Genomic DNA, 15,848 nt, shown 5'->3' with positions numbered 1-15,848 from the left:
ATTTACTTCATCAATTATCTTTATTTTTTATTTATAGTGAAAAATCAAGATTAACCCTTTTTAATTGTCAGAAAATAAAATATTTTTAACTAACTATTGATTTTAATTTTCGGAAATGTTATAATCATAATTAAATAATAAAAACTATGAATTATAAATTTTAACAACAAAGGAGAGATGTAAAATGTTTGAATTAGCAAATGTAGCAAGACCAGGGGTAAGTGAATATATTTCAGGAAGTGGGGCATTGTCTGCACTTGATAATAGATTAGAAGGGTTTAAGACTCCTTTGATTGTTACTGGGGAAAAATCTTACGCAGCATTTACGAAGTTTTATAAAGGGAATAGAGAGTTTAGAGTAGCAAAATATGATGGTTCTGCATCTTTTGAAGATATGCAACACATCGCTGGGGAATATGGAGAAGGTGTTGACGTAGTTCTTGGAGTAGGGGGAGGTCGTGTTATCGATACTGCAAAAGGTGTAGCACAAAACTTAAATGTTGAGTATATGACAGTACCGACAGTAATCGCAACTTGTGCACCTTATGCACCTGTAGCTGCGGTTTATCATCCAGATCACACATTTAGAGAGGTTGCATATTTTAAACGTACAGCCTATGCTTGTGTCGCAGACTTAGACTTGTTATTAGAATCACCAAAAGAATACTTTGTAGCGGGAATTGGAGATACTTTAGCCAAATGGTATGAAGCAGTAGTGTTAGTAGAGAGAAATAATAAATTTAATGATCCTTTTGTAAGAATGGGATTAGAAGCAGCTAAAATCACTCGTGATGTTCTTCTTCGTGATGCTAATGGTGCATTGGAAGCTATGGAAAAAGGTGAAGTCACTGAAAGTTTCAAAAATGCAGTAGACACAGTCTTTGCTATCTCAGGATGCGTTGGATGTTTCGGTGTTCACTATGGACGTATGGCAGGAGCTCACGCAGTACATAATGGTATGAGTTTAGTTAAAGAAACGCATTCTGTATTACATGGAACAAAAGTATCTTATGGTATTTTAGTTCAATTACTTGCTGAAGGTAAGAGAGAAGAAGTTGAGAAACTTGTTCCATTCTATAAAGCTAATGATTTAGCTTATAACTTAGCTTGCGTGAATGTAACAGAAGATGTAGAAGAAAAAATGCAAAAAATCGCTGAATTTGCAGCTAGTGAAAAAGAAACATTTAAACTTGCGGTTGATGTTTGTACACCGGAAGTTGTAGTAGCTGCGATGAAAGAATTAGAAGAATTGACGAAATAATAATAGGAAAGACCTCGGATATTTTAATCTGAGGTCTTAAGTTTTGTATTTTATAAGTTATTTTTTAATATTGGGACTAACATAGCATCACTGATGTTTTGTGCTGTGTCATCTTGAAGCAAGTAATTAACAATTTCATAACCAAATAGAGTAGCTACAGCTGCGCCTTGAGCAGTGATTACATTTTTATCAACAACTACAGCTTTTTTATTGTTATAATTTTTACAATTAAGTTCCTTTTCAAAAGTTGGGTAAGAAGTGACTTCTTTATCTTCAAGGATGCCTGCTTTACTTAGTACGATAGGTGCAGCACAGATGGCAGCAACCAATTTACCGGCATTATACATTTCTTGATAGAATTTGATAATTTTGTCGTTATCACGAAGTAATGTGCTTCCGGGCATTCCACCTGGGATTACTATTGCATCATAATCAAGAATATTGTCGATGTCATCAATTTTTTTATCTACTATTATTTTTACGTCATGTGAGCTAGTTATATAATCTTCGTTGTTTGCAGAGATTAGATCAACGTGAATATTTGCACGACGCAGTATATCTAGGGGTGCAATTAACTCTAATTCTTCACTTCCATTTTCAACGAATAAGGCTACTTTTTTAGTCATAAAAAATCCTCCTAATGGGTATTGTATATAGTTATAGAAACTAATTGGATACAATAAAATTAGTTTATTCTTTAAATATTTTTCTAGAATACTCTATAGTGGTGAGATCAAAATTGCATAGCAATTTTGTAAAGAGTAAATGAGATTATAGGCTCATTTACTAGCTGGAGAATCCATTTTTTATGTGGTATCATATAAAAAATTAGTCGGAAGCGCCCTTCACCACTATAAGAGTATAAAAAAATACAAGAGAAATTCTATACCTATTTTATTTCTTTATTTTAATTTTATTGTATTTGTAAAGAAAAATCAACCACCTACGGAAGATGGTTGATTGTGTTTAAACTCAATATTAATTATTTAGAAATTTCTAATACTCCGTATCCAGTGTCACGGCGTTTATATACTACAGAAATTTCATTTGTAGTGTTATCTAAGAATGCGAAGAAATCGTGTCCTAGAAGTTCCATTTGGAATACAGCTTCTTCTCTTGTCATTGCTTCAACTTTAAGTTGTTTAACTTTGCCAAGATTTAAAGTAGTTTCTTCAGCTTCTTCTAACTCACTAGTAAGAATATTTTCTTCAGCAAATCCTTTTTCACGACCTTTTCTATTGATTTTAGTTTTGTGTTTTCTCATTTGACGTTCAAGTTTGTCAACAACTAAATCAACAGCAGCGTATAAATCTTCGTTTGTTTCTTCAGCTCGAAGTGTTACACCTTTAAGTGGTACAGTGATTTCGATTTTTTTCTTATTATTTTTGTATACTTTAGCATTAGCGTAAACGTTTGCTTCTAAACTGTCAGCAAAGTATTTTTCTAATTTAGAAACTTTACTTTCAACATACTCTCTGATTGCTTGGGTAATTTCTAAATTTTCTCCTCGTACTTGATATCTTAACATTTTAAAGCACTCCTTTCATAAAGCAGCTTAGCTACTTTATAGGGGTTTCCCCCTTTTTTTATAGTTTTATTATACCACTTTTTGATAACGTTAGCAATATAGTTTGCATAAAAATGTCACTTTTATAAAATGTACATTTATTTTGCTTTATAAATATATTTTTGTTAAAATAAAATTAAATATAGATGTTATGTGGTTAACTAGGAATATTAGAAACTTAAAATGTTAACTAAATGAGGAAATTTACTGAAAATATTTTTGATAAAAATTTACAGATAAGGGGTAATAGAAAATGTTTTTTAGGGAATACTGTGAATTTATAGAGGCGATTTATATAGTTTATTATTCAAAAATGAATAATAATGACAAAAGTATAAATTATAGAAAAATTAAAAAGAGCTATGATGATTTTGGAGAAATCAATTCTGATTTTGATGAAATATATAATGAAATAACGACAGGGGCAGTCTATACTCTAAAAGAGAGTGATTTAACTTTTTTAAGGAGGTATAATGGACTGCTTTTATCCATATCTAAATTGCTAAAAATGAATATTAAACTTCATTATTTAGATAATTGTCAATATATAAGTAAATTGTACTCAGTAAATGAAGATCAAGGTAAGTTTCACTGTTTACAATGTGATAATAAAGATCAGCAACATTTTTTCACATTTAGTAATAAAAATCAGGAAGTTACATATTGTAGAAGATGTATAGATTTTGGAAGAAGTGATGATTATTTTATAAAGTTTCATATAAATATACCAATATTAGATTTAAAAGCACTAGAAAAACCTAGTGTAGAGTTAAGCGATGTTCAGGAAGTGGCAAGTAAGACTTTAGTGGAGAACATAGAAAGCGCAAAGAGTACTTTAATCTGGGCTGTTTGCGGGGCGGGTAAGACAGAAATAGTTTATGATGCTATATATCATGCAATCTTGGATAATAAAAACATATGCTTGGCAATTCCAAGAAGAGATGTAGTCAAAGAATTATCCGAAAGGTTTGCTCGCGATTTTAGTGGCTATTCAATGAGTGTTTTGCATGGTGAGGAAAAGACTTTTGGAGATTCGAATTTCTATATTATGACTACTCATCAACTAGTTAAGTATTACAACTACTTTGATATTGTTATTATTGATGAAGTGGATGCTTTCCCGTATTCTGGTGATGAATGTTTAGAAAATGGCGCCAAAACGAGTTTGAAAGATGATGGTGTTCTTGTATTCCTTTCGGCAACACCATCTGAAGTAGTAAAATCTAGTGTTGATGAAGTTATAAAAATCCCTATAAGGTATCACAGATACCTATTACCTGTTCCGAAAATAAAAATTGAAAAGCCCGAAGTGTTTGATTTTTCTAGAAAATCACGATTTCTAGAGAAATTCATTAAAGAAAAATTGAAAAAGGATAGACGAATCTTAATATTTGTTCCTGAAATAGGCATGTGTGAGATGGCTGTCTTATATTTTAAAAAATGTATTTCCGAGGAAATAATTGTAGATTTTGTCTATAGTGGTGATAAAAATAGAAGTGAGAAAATCCAGAAATTTTATAATAGAGAAATAGATGTCCTTATTACAACTACGATATTAGAACGTGGTGTGACTTTTGATTATTTAGATGTCGTGGTTTTTGATGCAAAGCATATAAATTTTACAAAGTCGGCATTAATTCAAATTTCAGGTAGGGTAGGTAGAAAGGACTATGATAATTCAGGTGATGTTGTATTTTTAGCGGATAGTATAACTAGGGATATGAAAGCTGCTATTAAAGAGATTGAGTATATGAATAATCTTGCGAAATATAGAAAGTTGAACAGGAGGTAAGATATGAAGTGTAGTTTTTGTGGTTTAGAAATAAAGAAAAAGTTGGGGTTTGATACATTATTTGAAAAAAAAGAGGATTTTTATCTTTGTACTAGCTGTAGGGAACATATTGATATAAATGTCCTGGAAGTAGGAGAATATATTTTGTATTATTTTGCTGACTATGAATTTTTAAAAGATGAAATCTATTCTATAAAATATTTCGGAGATGTGGCTTGCGCAGTAAAATTTAAAAAGCTTCTAGATAAGTTTTTTTCTTTAAATAATTTTGATTTAGTGACGATTGTTCCAGCAAACGAGATTCGGGAGATTATTCGAGGGTTTGATCATATTGAACAAGTTTGTAAGTTATGTGATGTGGACTATAAGAAAATTCTTAATTGTGATTATAGAAAGAAACAATCTAAACTTCATAAAGGAAGAAAGGAGAACAGGTATCATCTTTTATGCGATGAAATGACTCTAGGAAGTGTTGAATCTGTTTTGATAATAGATGATATATATACGAGTGGAAATACTTTATTAGGATGTGCTAAAACTATAAAAGAAGCCTATCCAAATATAAAAATAAGTTTTTTAACGTTATCAAAAGTAATATAACAGATAATCTGAGTATTTTTTTCTTAACAACATATGATTTTGTGGTATAATGTTTAAGTTGAATTTTAAACATAGTTATGCTACTTTAGATTCGATATTTTATGAAAATTATATAGTTAGGAGATGGTTAAAACAAAAATTTTATTTTCACTTATAATGATCGTATTAATTCTAATTCTGGTAATCTTTTTATCTAAGAAATTCGAATTAAATAAGGATCAAATTATTATATTTTGGATATTAGTTTTATTCTGGTCTGCGATAAGTATTATACGTGCTTATAGAAAGTTATACGCAATTACACCGATAGAACAAGGTGGACTTTCTTTAACACCGGTACTCGCAGCTCAAATAGCAGCCGGATATGGACTTATGAGCTTAATAGTAAGGTTGCCAATGTTTTTGGCGAGCGATATTTTTAAAAGGCGTAAAATATTCGTTCAAATTTCTCTATTTTTATTAATAATTACTTCATTTTTAGTAGCATTTAACGGTAGCTATATAACCTTATACTTATCTTCTTTATCATTGGGGATAAGTGCTACAATGCTTGCTTTGTTTAATGTTATTTTTTCAGAAACTTTTTCTAAAGATAAGGCAGCAGTGTCAGTATCGATACTATCTGTTGCACCGTTACTAGCTGAATTTATCGCAGCACCTATACAATATGTCTTTACTATGAATACATATAAACATTTTGACTATATGTGGATAGTAGCAGGTGTTATTGCGGTAATAACGTTTGTATTATCATTTATGATGAAAGATTATCGCCCTGTTGATAGTGGTTTCTCATTTGATAAGGTGAAGGTAGTAATTAAACATAAGAGTTTTATCTATATTTGTCTAATAGCATTATTACTTTCATTTATTAAGTTTGCTACAAGTGGAGCCAACATGATTACTTACGGTAAAACAGAGCTGAATATGACGCCGCTAATGCTTGCGTATATGGATGCAGTATTTGCAGTACCTCAGTTGATTGCTGGAGTTCTTGTGGGAGTGTACTTTACGAGAAAATGGGGTATTCAAAAAACTCTATTATTCTTACTAGGGTGTTCATTAGCATTCTATATTATAGCGTTATATGTTAATAACCCGTATGTTATTTATTTTAGTTATGTCTTAAATGGATTAGGATATGGAGGTGCTTATAATGCACTGATTTCTCTTGCTATGCAATATTTCGATAGAGAATATCGTAATGTTAGTATGGGAATATATCAAGCATTCTTCGCATTAGGTATCTATTACGGAGATTATGTCTATGTTTGGATAGGTAAACATATTAAAAATGGTTTACTTGGTTTTACGCAAAGTAAATCTATTTTCCTTATTGTTATATGTATAACTTTAATAAGTATGCTTATGGTTAAGGTAAAAGTTAGAGATAATTAAAAAAGTTGATTCACAATTTTGTGAATCAACTTTTTTAATTATAAAATGTTTATTAGAATCCGCCTAGTAAATCTGCACGAATATATCCAGTGTGACTTCCGTAATAAACATATACCCAACTTTCCCCAGATGAGTTAGTTTCAAGTGTTCTTATTGTAACAGAGGCTCCACCTTTTATTGATGTTAAGATTTTACTAGTATCATTTTTATCGCTTCTTAGGTTAACCCCAACAGATGGTTTTACATAAGCTGTACGTCCGCTAACACTATGTCTTACTTCATTTGATGAACTAGCAGAATCAGAAGGATTTGAAGAATTAGATGCTCCTTCTTTTACGATAATAGTTCCTTTTCTTTAGCTTTTTCATTTAGTCCATTAACTGTGAATGTTTGTCTGAATTTTCCTGTTGTTTTTAGTTTTAGTTTATTAGAAGTGTTCTTATTTAAAGTTATAGTAACTTCAACTTTATCTCCATTTTTTAAATTGCTTTGTTTATTAAATGAAATATCAGGGTTTGATAAAAAGTTAGAAATTTCCGCGCTAGAATTTGCAACTTCAGGGATCTTTTTTATATCAACCTCAGGTTTTCCTTCTCCTTCAGTTCCGTATGTTACGAAATTAACTTCGTAAGTAGCTAGGTTGATAACATTTTCTTTTTTCAAAAATTTATTATATCCGAAGTATAATGTTCCTACTAGCACTATAAATGTAATGATTGCTGTTAATACAATAGGTAGAATACTTTTTTTATTATTTTTTGGTTCTTTTGTGTATACTGGTGGAATAGTATTGTTAGGTGGAACAGTATAGTTTTGTTGTTCTGAATTTTGATTATTGTGTTGAGTACTGTTATAGTTTTGATTATTTGATGCTGAGGTTGTTGGACCTAGATTATTAGGGGCTAAATTATTATTATTCATTAAATTCTCCTTTTATCAATAAAATATTAATTTACATAATCTCCACCTGGAGCATTAAGGTACTCCTCTAGTGAAATATTTTTTTCATGGATTATTTTAGCTGTATCTTCACCGACGTAACGAATATGCCAGCTTTCTTCCATGTAATCTGTTTTCTCTACAAACTCAGGTTTATAACGAACGATAAATCCATAATTGTGAGCATTTTTTTCTAACCAAGCTGAGGCTTTTTTACTACTGTCGCTAGTTCCTTCTGATCCTAGTAATTGTCCCTCGTTATCTATGAGATCAAATGCTAAACCAGTTTGATGTTCGCTGTATCCTAGGCGAGCTGAGAATCTATCAGCTTCTTGTTTTCCGTGTGAAGCAACATAGTTATTGTATAATCCTATTTGAGCATTGTATGCTCTAAAACCAGATACTTGATTAGAAATATTTAATCCTAATGCTTGAGCATCGCTAATTAATTTATTAACTTTTTGTCTCGCTGTAGGATTTTCACCTGGATTGTAGTCTGCAGGAAGAGGATGTTTTTTGTTGGCTAAAATAATACCATTGATTATAGTAGGTTGAGAAGTAGTTTCGGGAGTTTTTCCGTTGGTAGTTTAAGTGTTCTCATTATTATTAGCTTTAGAGTCTTCTTTATTAATGGGGGATTTTGAATTATTTTTTTGAGTGGTAGAGTCAGATGTAGTTGTTTTATCATCTTTTTTTTAATAATAAAATCCGCTTAGAGCCACAGTTAAAACTACCAAAGTAACTGTAACAATAGTAATGATATATTTCTTCATAAAAAAATTCCTTTCTTTTGAAATAGTAAATGTAATCTATAGTAATTAATATAAAATTTTGAGTAAAGTATAGTTCATATTAAATATCATAAGTTGAATAAAAATTTTGTCAATTATATTATAAAGGATAATCAAGGGGAAATTATAAATAGATTTAGTAGATTTTGTATTATTTATCAATAGTTTGAATGAATAGTTACTACTCAACATATTTTCGATTTAAGGATATTAACTGGTTATAAGATAAAGGGTATTGAGTATAATAAGAATATTAATGGACAATAATTTGTAGAGGGAGATAAAATAATAGCTGATAAAGAGAGAAATAATTAAAGTATTAGAAAGAGTTTAGATTATATGATATTCCAGTATGAATTCATATCAAGAGTATTTTTTTAATTTATAGTTAATACTAAGTTTATGTTTTTTTATTTTTCTTTCAAAAAATCTTGAAATTTGGTATAATGATACAGATACCTATATAGTTAAAATTACTTTATATGGAGATTATTAAAATAATAAAGGAGTGTTAATTTGGATAATAACATTTCAGATGTCTTAGGCAAAGAAATTGAAAAATTAATGAAGAATAAATTTTTCTTTAGAATGCCTAGTAATTCAAAAATTTTAGCTTATTCAGCTAGTTATTTATTATTAATATTAATAGGATTGTTATTGAATATTGAAATTGTAGCAGCATTTCTTTCGGTATTTCCCCTTACATACGTATTGGGAGCGAAAGGGTTGAGATATTATATTCCATTAATACTTGGTGGTGCAGGAATTTTATTAGCTATAGCATCTCCGATTATGACAGTTTGGTTTGCTATACATATGCTAATAGCATATATAATATATAAAACTATCTTTTTGCGCGCTTCGAAATTATTTCTAGTTGTAGCTGTTAATACAGTAATATACTTAGGTATAGCGCTATATATATTTATATCAATAAAAATTGGGGAGATAACTATTGATAGTAAGCAGATACTAGAATTTATAAATAATTATGTGAATTCTATGGTTGAGATGAATCAAGGAATTGATAAGAATTTAGTACTAGAAAGTTTTTCTAACTTACAGAAATCGTTTCCTGTTACATTGTTTATAATGTTGTTTGTATATAGCTTAATATTGGTACAGTATACATTATCGTTATTAGCCAGAGAATATGTCATTATTCCAGCATTTCCGAAGTTTAGTCGAATAATGTTGAGTCAGAAAAGTGCATATATTTATATTGTGGTTACTATAGTGGCCCTTTTAGTTGAAATAGAGACGGGGAGTAATACTTATAGTTTTTGGAATATTTTATTCCAAAATATAACAGGAGTTTTATCGCTTGCGTTCATATTAAATGGATTGTTTACTGCATTCTTTTTTATCGAACAAAAGATGAAATCAAATATTGGTAAACCTGTTGTATTTGTCTTAATGTTGATTTTTAGTCCTATCTTTGAGTTACTTGGATTTATTGACAGTGTATTCAAGTTGAGAGAAGGGTACATTATTATGAAGAGGGGGAGATAAGTATGAATGATAAGAAAAAATATGAATTAATTATTATTGTTATTTTTCTAATAGGTGCAATACTAAGTGGTATATTTAATATTTATAGCTTAGTAATTTACTTATTAGTTGGATCGCTTATTTTCGCCCTTTATAACATACAAAGGGAAAAAATAGCTGAACATACGGAGAGGTATATCAGTAAATTAACAAATAGAATTAAAGATTCATCAGAAAGAGGTGTTAATAAATTCCCTATAGGAATAGTCGTAATTGATGAAAATAAGAATATAGAATGGGCAAATAATTTTATATATAAAAATATTAAAGTTGAAGACATAAAAGGTCTAAACATTTTAGAACTGATGCCGGAGCTTGAAGAATTATTTGATCTTGAGACACCAGTGGATAATCAATTTGAGATTTTTGGGAAGCATTATAAAGTTAATTATCAAAAAGATAGCGGATACATTTATTTTTTCGACATTACAGAAAGTAAAGTAGTGATGCAAAGATTTAGAGATACGCGACCAATTATTCTTAATTTGAGTCTTGATAATTATGAAGATGTTTACGATTCATTGGAAGATGAAGTTGCGAGTAGACTGGATGCCACTGTTGTTATTACTTTAACAGATTGGGCTAAGAAAAATAGTATTTATCTAAAAAGAATAGATGATGATAGATTCATCGGATTGTTAAATGTAAAAGACTTAAAAAAAATAGAAAAAGAAAAATTCCAAATTTTAGATACTATTAGGAATCTAAAAGAAGAATTTGATGCACCAATTACTTTGAGTATAGGTGTTGGGATGGGAACTGATTTCTTACCAGAACTTGGAGAACTTGCTAAGAGTTCGTTAGATTTAGCCTTAGGGCGTGGAGGAGATCAGGTAGCCATGAAAGATGTTGATGGTACGATTAGATTCTATGGTGGTAAAACTAACCCACAGGAAAAACGTACTAGAATCAAGGCACGTGTTGTTTCTAATGCATTGGCTGACATAGTAAATGATAGTGATAAAGTGATAGTAATGGGACATAAACGTCCTGATTTCGACGCGGTTGGTGCATGTGTGGGTATTTATACTTTCTCTAAGTTTTTAGGTAAAGAGTGTTATATTATCTTAAATGAAAGTGATCGTGATGAAACTATTAAAAAAGTAATGTTTGAAATAGATAGTCATGATGAACAATTATCGAGAGTATTTGTAGACAGTGATGAAGCATGGGAGCTAATGACTCCTCAGACAACTTTAATTGTTGTAGATACTTCTGATGCCTCACGTGTAATAGATGCAGCGATATTATCTAAGGCTAATAGAAAAGTTATAATTGATCATCATAGACGTGGTGAAGATATAATAACAAATCCATTATTAACCTATATTGAGCCGTATGCTTCATCAGCATCCGAATTAATCGCAGAATTAATTGAGTATCAGACTAAGATAGAAAAAATCTCGCCTATTGCTGCAACAATCATGCTTGGAGGAATAGTAGTAGACACTCAGAATTTTTCTGTAAGAACAGGTTCTAGAACTTTTGATGCAGCTGCATATCTACGTAGTAATGGTGCGGATCCAATAAGAGTTAAGACGATTCTAAAAGAACCATTTGAGAATTTTATGAATAGAGTAGAAATAATTAATAATTCTATTCAGAAATCCCCAGAGATTATTATGGCAAAAGCCCCTGAAGATAAATATTATACAAATGTTATGCTTGCTCAAAGTGCAGATTTACTTCTAACTCTAAAAGGTATTGAATGTAGTTTTGCTATAGGATATCTAGAAGAAGGTAAAGTAGGTATTTCAGCAAGATCATTAGGTAATATTAATGTTCAACTTATCATGGAAGAACTTGGTGGCGGAGGCCATCTTGCTAATGCAGCAACTCAGATTGAGGGGATTAGTTTAGACGAAGCGTTAGATCGTCTAAATGATGCTATTGATAAAATAATATCATAAATATAAATAATAGATAAAAGGAGAAATTGTAATGAAAGTTATATTTTTAGAAGATGTAAAAGGAAAAGGTAAAAAAGGAGATGTTAAGGAGATTGCTGATGGATATGCAAAATTCTTAATAACTAATAAAAAAGCTGTAGCAGCAACAAATGCTAATATGGCAACACTAAAAGGACAACAAAAACGTGTAGAAAAAGATAAACAAGAAGAATTAGTTCAAGCTAACTTACTTGCGAAACAACTAGAAGGTCTTGAAGTAACAATTAAAGTTAAATCTGGAGAAGGCGGAAGGTTGTTTGGTTCAGTGTCTTCTAAACAAATTGTTGAAGAACTTAAGAAACAACATGATCTTAAAGTTGATAAAAAGAAAATTGATTTACCACACGGTATTCAATCTTTAGGATATACAAATGTTAAAATTAAACTACACTCTCAAGTAGAAGGAACAATTAAAGTTCACGTGGTGGAACAATAGTAAATAAGTTGAAGGTGATAATATGAAATATCATATAGATTCTGTCGTTATGGCGGAACAATCGTTATTAGGGGCTCTAATGCAAGAGCCTGAAAAACTAGTAGAAGTCAAAGCGACAGTAGATCCTGAAGACTTCTATGATGAACGAAATAAAGATATTTACAGTGCTATTTTACGTTTAGATGAAATGGAAATAATACCTGACACCACTACAATTTTTGAAGAAATAAATAATAGTGGGGCATTCAGAAATGTGGATGCCTCATTATATATAGTGGATTTATATGATATTACTCCAAGTTCTCGTAATATTATGCATTATGCGAATTTAGTAAAGAGATATTCTATTTACAGAGAAATTCGTGCTGCATTATTAAGTAGTACTGAAGAGATGAATCAAGGAAATGCTGATATTGATTCTTTAACGGCAACTTTATTCGATCAAGTTGAACGTGCAATGGAGCGTGCAAAGACATCTCAGTTTAAGAATATGAAAGATGTTACTGAGGAAGTTTTTAAAGAGATTCTAGCTCGTATGGCAGGAGAAGGTGAGAATGTAGCTGTTCCTACTGGTTACGGCGCTCTAGATAAGCTTGTAGGTTTTGGTAAAGGGGATTTAATTATCCTTGCAGCGCGTCCTGCAATGGGTAAAACAGCATTTGCGCTAAATATTGCGCTAAATATTGCTGGAAAAAATCCTCGTTCTGAAGATGAGAAAAGAACAGTGGCATTATTCTCGTTAGAGATGGGTGCGGATCAGCTTGTTTCTAGGATGATTTGTAGTGAGGGAATGATAGATTCCGAAAAAATTAAACGAGGAAATCTTGATAATGATGATCTTATGAAACTAGAAACAGCAGTACATTTCTTAAATCAGAAAAATGTCTTTATTGAGGATAGTGCTTTTATTAAAGTAAATGAAGTAAAAGCGAAGTGTAAGTTATTAAAAGCTGAACATGGCTTAGATCTAGTGGTTATTGATTATCTGCAACTTCTGCAAGGAAGTAAGAGAACAGATAATAGACAACAAGAGGTATCTGAAATATCTCGTAGTTTAAAACAGATGGCGAGGGAACTGGAATGTCCAGTCATCGCCCTATCTCAGTTATCACGTAGTGTTGAATCTAGGCAAGATAAACGCCCTATGATGAGTGACCTTAGGGAATCTGGAAGTATTGAGCAAGATGCCGATATAGTTTCATTCTTATATCGTGGTGACTACTATAGAAGTGAAGATGCTGATGAAAATGAAGTTCAAGAAACAAGTGATGTCTCTACTATTGAGGTAATTATTGCTAAAAATAGGCACGGACAAACAGGAACGGCTGAACTTGCATTTATGAAACGATTTAATAAGTTTGTATCTAAAACTTATGCTGAATAGGAGAGAAAGTTATGAAAGATAGAAATAGTAATCAAGGGGATGAAGTCGAAAAGATGGAGGATTCTATTTTTGTTGATTACAGTGTATGTAAGAGTGAATTAATGCCAACTGGTTACTATGATACAAATGGTTTCTTTGTTATAGCTGGATATTGTGATAAACATGGAAAATTTGTAGAGGATGATAAATCGCCAGTTAATTTAAAAAATTAATTATTATGTCTCTAGAAAAACAAAGTATTTGTTTATAAGATAGGGAAAATAGTTAAAGGTGAGTAAATTAAAAGCTAGGTACAGATAGCTAAAGTGTTGTTTGTTGCTGGCTTTTTACAAAAATATTATGATAAAGTTTTGGAGGAAAAAATTATGAATTTTAAGAATAAAAGATTGATATCAACTGTGATTGTTGTGGTTCTAGTGGTGTTTTCGTTAATTAAAGGGACTATCACATCAAGTAACAATAATAAAAAAGATGATGCAGAATTAAATGGGTACTTAACAGAATTTCTACAGGAGCAAAGTGTTACTAAATTAACTTTGAAAAAAGGTGATAGTAGTGAAGTAATTCAAAAGATTTCTATTGAAGGTGAGATTAATGCAGAAATGACGAATACTTATTCAAGAGGTTCTATATTGAATCAAATTAAAGAAGCTAAGAATAATCCTAATGTTAAAGCTATACTATTATCTGTGAATTCACCAGGTGGAGGTGTTTATGAGACTGCAGAATTGTACAATGCTCTCAAGAATAGTGGGAAAGATGTTTATGTTTCGATGAAGAAAACAGCCGCTTCTGGAGGATATTATGTATCGACTGCTGCTAAGAAAATTTTTGTAAATACTGAAACAACCACTGGTTCTCTAGGAGTTATTATGAGTTATGTATCTGCTCAAAAATTCTTAAATGATCATGGAATTAAACAAGAAACTATCCGTTCTGGAGAGCAAAAAGCAGTAGGTGGCTTAACAGAGGACTTACCAGAATCAACTAGAAAAATATTACAAGAACAAAACAAAGAAGCGTATGAAAGATTTGTAAAAGCTATAGCTGAAGGTAGACGCCTAAGTGAAGATGAAGTTAAGAAACTTGCTGATGGTAGAACATATACTGGTACTCAAGCAGTAGCGAACAAACTTGCTGATAAAGTTGGTACTGAAGATGAACTTATTGATTTAATAAAAGAAGAAAAAGGATTATCTAACCCAACTGTAATCGAATTAAGAGCTGATAAAACTGCAGAAAGTTTAATTTCTAGATTTGTAAAAGCAACAACAAAAAGTTTCATCTCTGAATTAAATAGTGAAGTAAATTCGAACAAAGTTGAACGTAGCTACTTAGGATAGGGAGGGGATTTAAATGAATAATGATTTAAATAATAATAGACCTTCAAACGAGCCGCTTCTTAACGGGGGTACTACGGTAGCATCGGATGAACCTACACGAAATGAAGAACTTGTTAAAGAGTATAAAGATACTAAAGAAGCACAAGAAAAAGTAGAAAAAGATTTTTCATTGCCAACTTCATTAGAAGATTATTTAATGCTTTCTAAAAATTTCTATGCAGGTTTTTGGACTAGATTTGTTGCATATATAATTGATATGACAGTTATTTATGCTATATCTAGTTTATTAAATACTTTTAGTTTTGGACTTTTGAATAAGCAATTAGATTTTCCTATCTTAGGAGAAGAATCTCTGAGTTATGTTATTGTTATGTTTACTTACTTTATAGCGATGACTTACTTCTTCTCTCAAACCTTAGGTAAGATGATTATGAAGATAAAAGTAGAGACTAATAAAGGGGAAAAGTTAAGTTTCGCAGATGTAGTCTATCGTGAACTAGTAGGTAGATTATTAACGATATTCTTAGTATACCTGCCGTATTTAGCAGTAGCTTTCACAAATAAGAAAAAAGGACTTCATGACTTTATTGCTGATACTGTAGTAGTAAAAGAAGATTTTTCAAAATTACGTCGTCAGATGAATGAAAAGTTAGAGAGTAAAAATTAGTATTGTAAAAAGCTGTAGGTTTAAATAAATCTACAGCTTTAAATTAAAAGGCTTTAGCCAGTTGAGGAGGCGAAGTCTCCGAAACAAAAAACCACCCGCTATGCGGGTGCGAGATAAAAGTTAAACAATTGAAAAATCATCCTTTCTTGATAAAATAAGAGTAGTTCAAG

General features: G+C 30.8%; 16 protein-coding genes. 11 read left to right on the top strand and 5 right to left on the bottom strand.

Translation table 11 applies throughout. From position 1 onward, the window contains the following. Nucleotides 1–184: 184 nt before the first annotated feature. Nucleotides 185–1,261, top strand: a complete 1,077-nt coding sequence (locus ACWOBP_RS05920; RefSeq protein WP_455337907.1) for an iron-containing alcohol dehydrogenase family protein — start codon at nucleotides 185–187, stop codon at nucleotides 1,259–1,261. A 50-nt stretch (nucleotides 1,262–1,311) separates the two neighbouring features. Here ACWOBP_RS05920 and ACWOBP_RS05915 read toward each other — a convergent pair whose 3' ends face one another. Further along, nucleotides 1,312–1,887, bottom strand: coding sequence for a DJ-1 family glyoxalase III (locus ACWOBP_RS05915; protein ID WP_455337906.1), 576 nt, complete (start codon nucleotides 1,885–1,887; stop codon nucleotides 1,312–1,314). A 356-nt stretch (nucleotides 1,888–2,243) separates the two neighbouring features. Beyond that, nucleotides 2,244–2,789 (bottom strand): ribosome hibernation-promoting factor, HPF/YfiA family, encoded by a 546-nt coding sequence (gene hpf / locus ACWOBP_RS05910; protein ID WP_455337905.1) that lies wholly within the window; start codon nucleotides 2,787–2,789, stop codon nucleotides 2,244–2,246. A 292-nt stretch (nucleotides 2,790–3,081) separates the two neighbouring features. Here hpf and ACWOBP_RS05905 point away from each other — a divergent pair, with 292 nt between their 5' ends. The 3 genes from ACWOBP_RS05905 (at nucleotide 3,082) to ACWOBP_RS05895 (ending at nucleotide 6,618) form a co-directional block, all read left to right on the top strand. Next, on the top strand, nucleotides 3,082–4,620 hold the full coding sequence (locus tag ACWOBP_RS05905; protein ID WP_455337904.1) for a DEAD/DEAH box helicase: 1,539 nt from the start codon (nucleotides 3,082–3,084) through the stop codon (nucleotides 4,618–4,620). 3 nt (nucleotides 4,621–4,623) lie between these two features. After that, nucleotides 4,624–5,220, top strand: a complete 597-nt coding sequence (locus tag ACWOBP_RS05900; RefSeq protein WP_455337903.1) for a ComF family protein — start codon at nucleotides 4,624–4,626, stop codon at nucleotides 5,218–5,220. A gap of 123 nt (nucleotides 5,221–5,343) precedes the next feature. Further along, the gene (locus tag ACWOBP_RS05895; protein ID WP_455337902.1) at nucleotides 5,344–6,618 is read left to right on the top strand and encodes an MFS transporter; all 1,275 of its coding nucleotides are present in this window, start codon (nucleotides 5,344–5,346) and stop codon (nucleotides 6,616–6,618) included. 52 nt (nucleotides 6,619–6,670) lie between these two features. Here the strand turns inward: ACWOBP_RS05895 and ACWOBP_RS05890 are convergent, their stop codons facing one another. From ACWOBP_RS05890 to ACWOBP_RS05880, 3 genes are all read right to left on the bottom strand, one after another. Then, entirely contained in the window at nucleotides 6,671–6,796 is a 126-nt protein-coding gene (locus ACWOBP_RS05890; RefSeq protein WP_455337945.1) for a hypothetical protein, read from the bottom strand. Nucleotides 6,797–6,951: 155 nt separating this feature from the next. Then, nucleotides 6,952–7,539 (bottom strand): hypothetical protein, encoded by a 588-nt coding sequence (locus ACWOBP_RS05885; protein WP_455337901.1) that lies wholly within the window; start codon nucleotides 7,537–7,539, stop codon nucleotides 6,952–6,954. Nucleotides 7,540–7,565: 26 nt separating this feature from the next. Then, the gene (locus ACWOBP_RS05880; protein ID WP_455337944.1) at nucleotides 7,566–8,087 is read right to left on the bottom strand and encodes a D-alanyl-D-alanine carboxypeptidase family protein; all 522 of its coding nucleotides are present in this window, start codon (nucleotides 8,085–8,087) and stop codon (nucleotides 7,566–7,568) included. A 777-nt stretch (nucleotides 8,088–8,864) separates the two neighbouring features. On the opposite strand from ACWOBP_RS05880, the gene ACWOBP_RS05875 reads away from it, so the two are divergent. From ACWOBP_RS05875 to ACWOBP_RS05845, 7 genes are all read left to right on the top strand, one after another. Continuing rightward, nucleotides 8,865–9,860, top strand: coding sequence for a DUF2232 domain-containing protein (locus ACWOBP_RS05875; RefSeq protein WP_455337900.1), 996 nt, complete (start codon nucleotides 8,865–8,867; stop codon nucleotides 9,858–9,860). 2 nt (nucleotides 9,861–9,862) lie between these two features. Continuing rightward, nucleotides 9,863–11,809: a DHH family phosphoesterase gene (locus ACWOBP_RS05870; protein ID WP_455337899.1), complete on the top strand. Its 1,947-nt coding sequence runs from the start codon at nucleotides 9,863–9,865 to the stop codon at nucleotides 11,807–11,809. Between the two features lie 31 nt (nucleotides 11,810–11,840). After that, nucleotides 11,841–12,284 carry a 50S ribosomal protein L9 gene (rplI, locus tag ACWOBP_RS05865; RefSeq protein ID WP_003144223.1) on the top strand — a complete coding sequence of 148 codons (444 nt, stop codon included), beginning with the start codon at nucleotides 11,841–11,843 and terminating at the stop codon, nucleotides 12,282–12,284. 22 nt (nucleotides 12,285–12,306) lie between these two features. Continuing rightward, nucleotides 12,307–13,668, top strand: coding sequence for a replicative DNA helicase (gene dnaB / locus ACWOBP_RS05860; RefSeq protein WP_455337898.1), 1,362 nt, complete (start codon nucleotides 12,307–12,309; stop codon nucleotides 13,666–13,668). A gap of 11 nt (nucleotides 13,669–13,679) precedes the next feature. Further along, nucleotides 13,680–13,880: a hypothetical protein gene (locus ACWOBP_RS05855; RefSeq protein ID WP_455337897.1), complete on the top strand. Its 201-nt coding sequence runs from the start codon at nucleotides 13,680–13,682 to the stop codon at nucleotides 13,878–13,880. 153 nt (nucleotides 13,881–14,033) lie between these two features. After that, on the top strand, nucleotides 14,034–15,011 hold the full coding sequence (gene sppA, locus ACWOBP_RS05850) for a signal peptide peptidase SppA (RefSeq protein WP_304095217.1): 978 nt from the start codon (nucleotides 14,034–14,036) through the stop codon (nucleotides 15,009–15,011). A 13-nt stretch (nucleotides 15,012–15,024) separates the two neighbouring features. Further along, complete coding sequence (locus ACWOBP_RS05845) at nucleotides 15,025–15,678, top strand: RDD family protein (RefSeq protein ID WP_455337896.1); 654 nt, start codon at nucleotides 15,025–15,027, stop codon at nucleotides 15,676–15,678. The last annotated feature ends 170 nt before the right edge of the window (nucleotides 15,679–15,848 follow it).

Source organism: Gemella parahaemolysans (genome assembly GCF_053758945.1).
Note: the sequence above shows the minus strand (reverse complement) of the source record. Positions and strands in the feature narration are given on the sequence as shown.

Bases quoted from the DNA above. Each gene is read 5' to 3' on its own strand.
- ACWOBP_RS05920 (WP_455337907.1), top strand. From the start codon at position 185: ATGTTTGAATTAGCAAATGTAGCAAGACCAGGGGTAAGTGAATATATT.
- ACWOBP_RS05915 (WP_455337906.1), bottom strand. From the start codon at position 1,887: ATGACTAAAAAAGTAGCCTTATTCGTTGAAAATGGAAGTGAAGAATTA.
- hpf (WP_455337905.1), bottom strand. From the start codon at position 2,789: ATGTTAAGATATCAAGTACGAGGAGAAAATTTAGAAATTACCCAAGCA.
- ACWOBP_RS05905 (WP_455337904.1), top strand. From the start codon at position 3,082: ATGTTTTTTAGGGAATACTGTGAATTTATAGAGGCGATTTATATAGTT.
- ACWOBP_RS05900 (WP_455337903.1), top strand. From the start codon at position 4,624: ATGAAGTGTAGTTTTTGTGGTTTAGAAATAAAGAAAAAGTTGGGGTTT.
- ACWOBP_RS05895 (WP_455337902.1), top strand. From the start codon at position 5,344: ATGGTTAAAACAAAAATTTTATTTTCACTTATAATGATCGTATTAATT.
- ACWOBP_RS05885 (WP_455337901.1), bottom strand. From the start codon at position 7,539: ATGAATAATAATAATTTAGCCCCTAATAATCTAGGTCCAACAACCTCA.
- ACWOBP_RS05870 (WP_455337899.1), top strand. From the start codon at position 9,863: ATGAATGATAAGAAAAAATATGAATTAATTATTATTGTTATTTTTCTA.
- rplI (WP_003144223.1), top strand. From the start codon at position 11,841: ATGAAAGTTATATTTTTAGAAGATGTAAAAGGAAAAGGTAAAAAAGGA.
- dnaB (WP_455337898.1), top strand. From the start codon at position 12,307: ATGAAATATCATATAGATTCTGTCGTTATGGCGGAACAATCGTTATTA.
- ACWOBP_RS05855 (WP_455337897.1), top strand. From the start codon at position 13,680: ATGAAAGATAGAAATAGTAATCAAGGGGATGAAGTCGAAAAGATGGAG.
- sppA (WP_304095217.1), top strand. From the start codon at position 14,034: ATGAATTTTAAGAATAAAAGATTGATATCAACTGTGATTGTTGTGGTT.
- ACWOBP_RS05845 (WP_455337896.1), top strand. From the start codon at position 15,025: ATGAATAATGATTTAAATAATAATAGACCTTCAAACGAGCCGCTTCTT.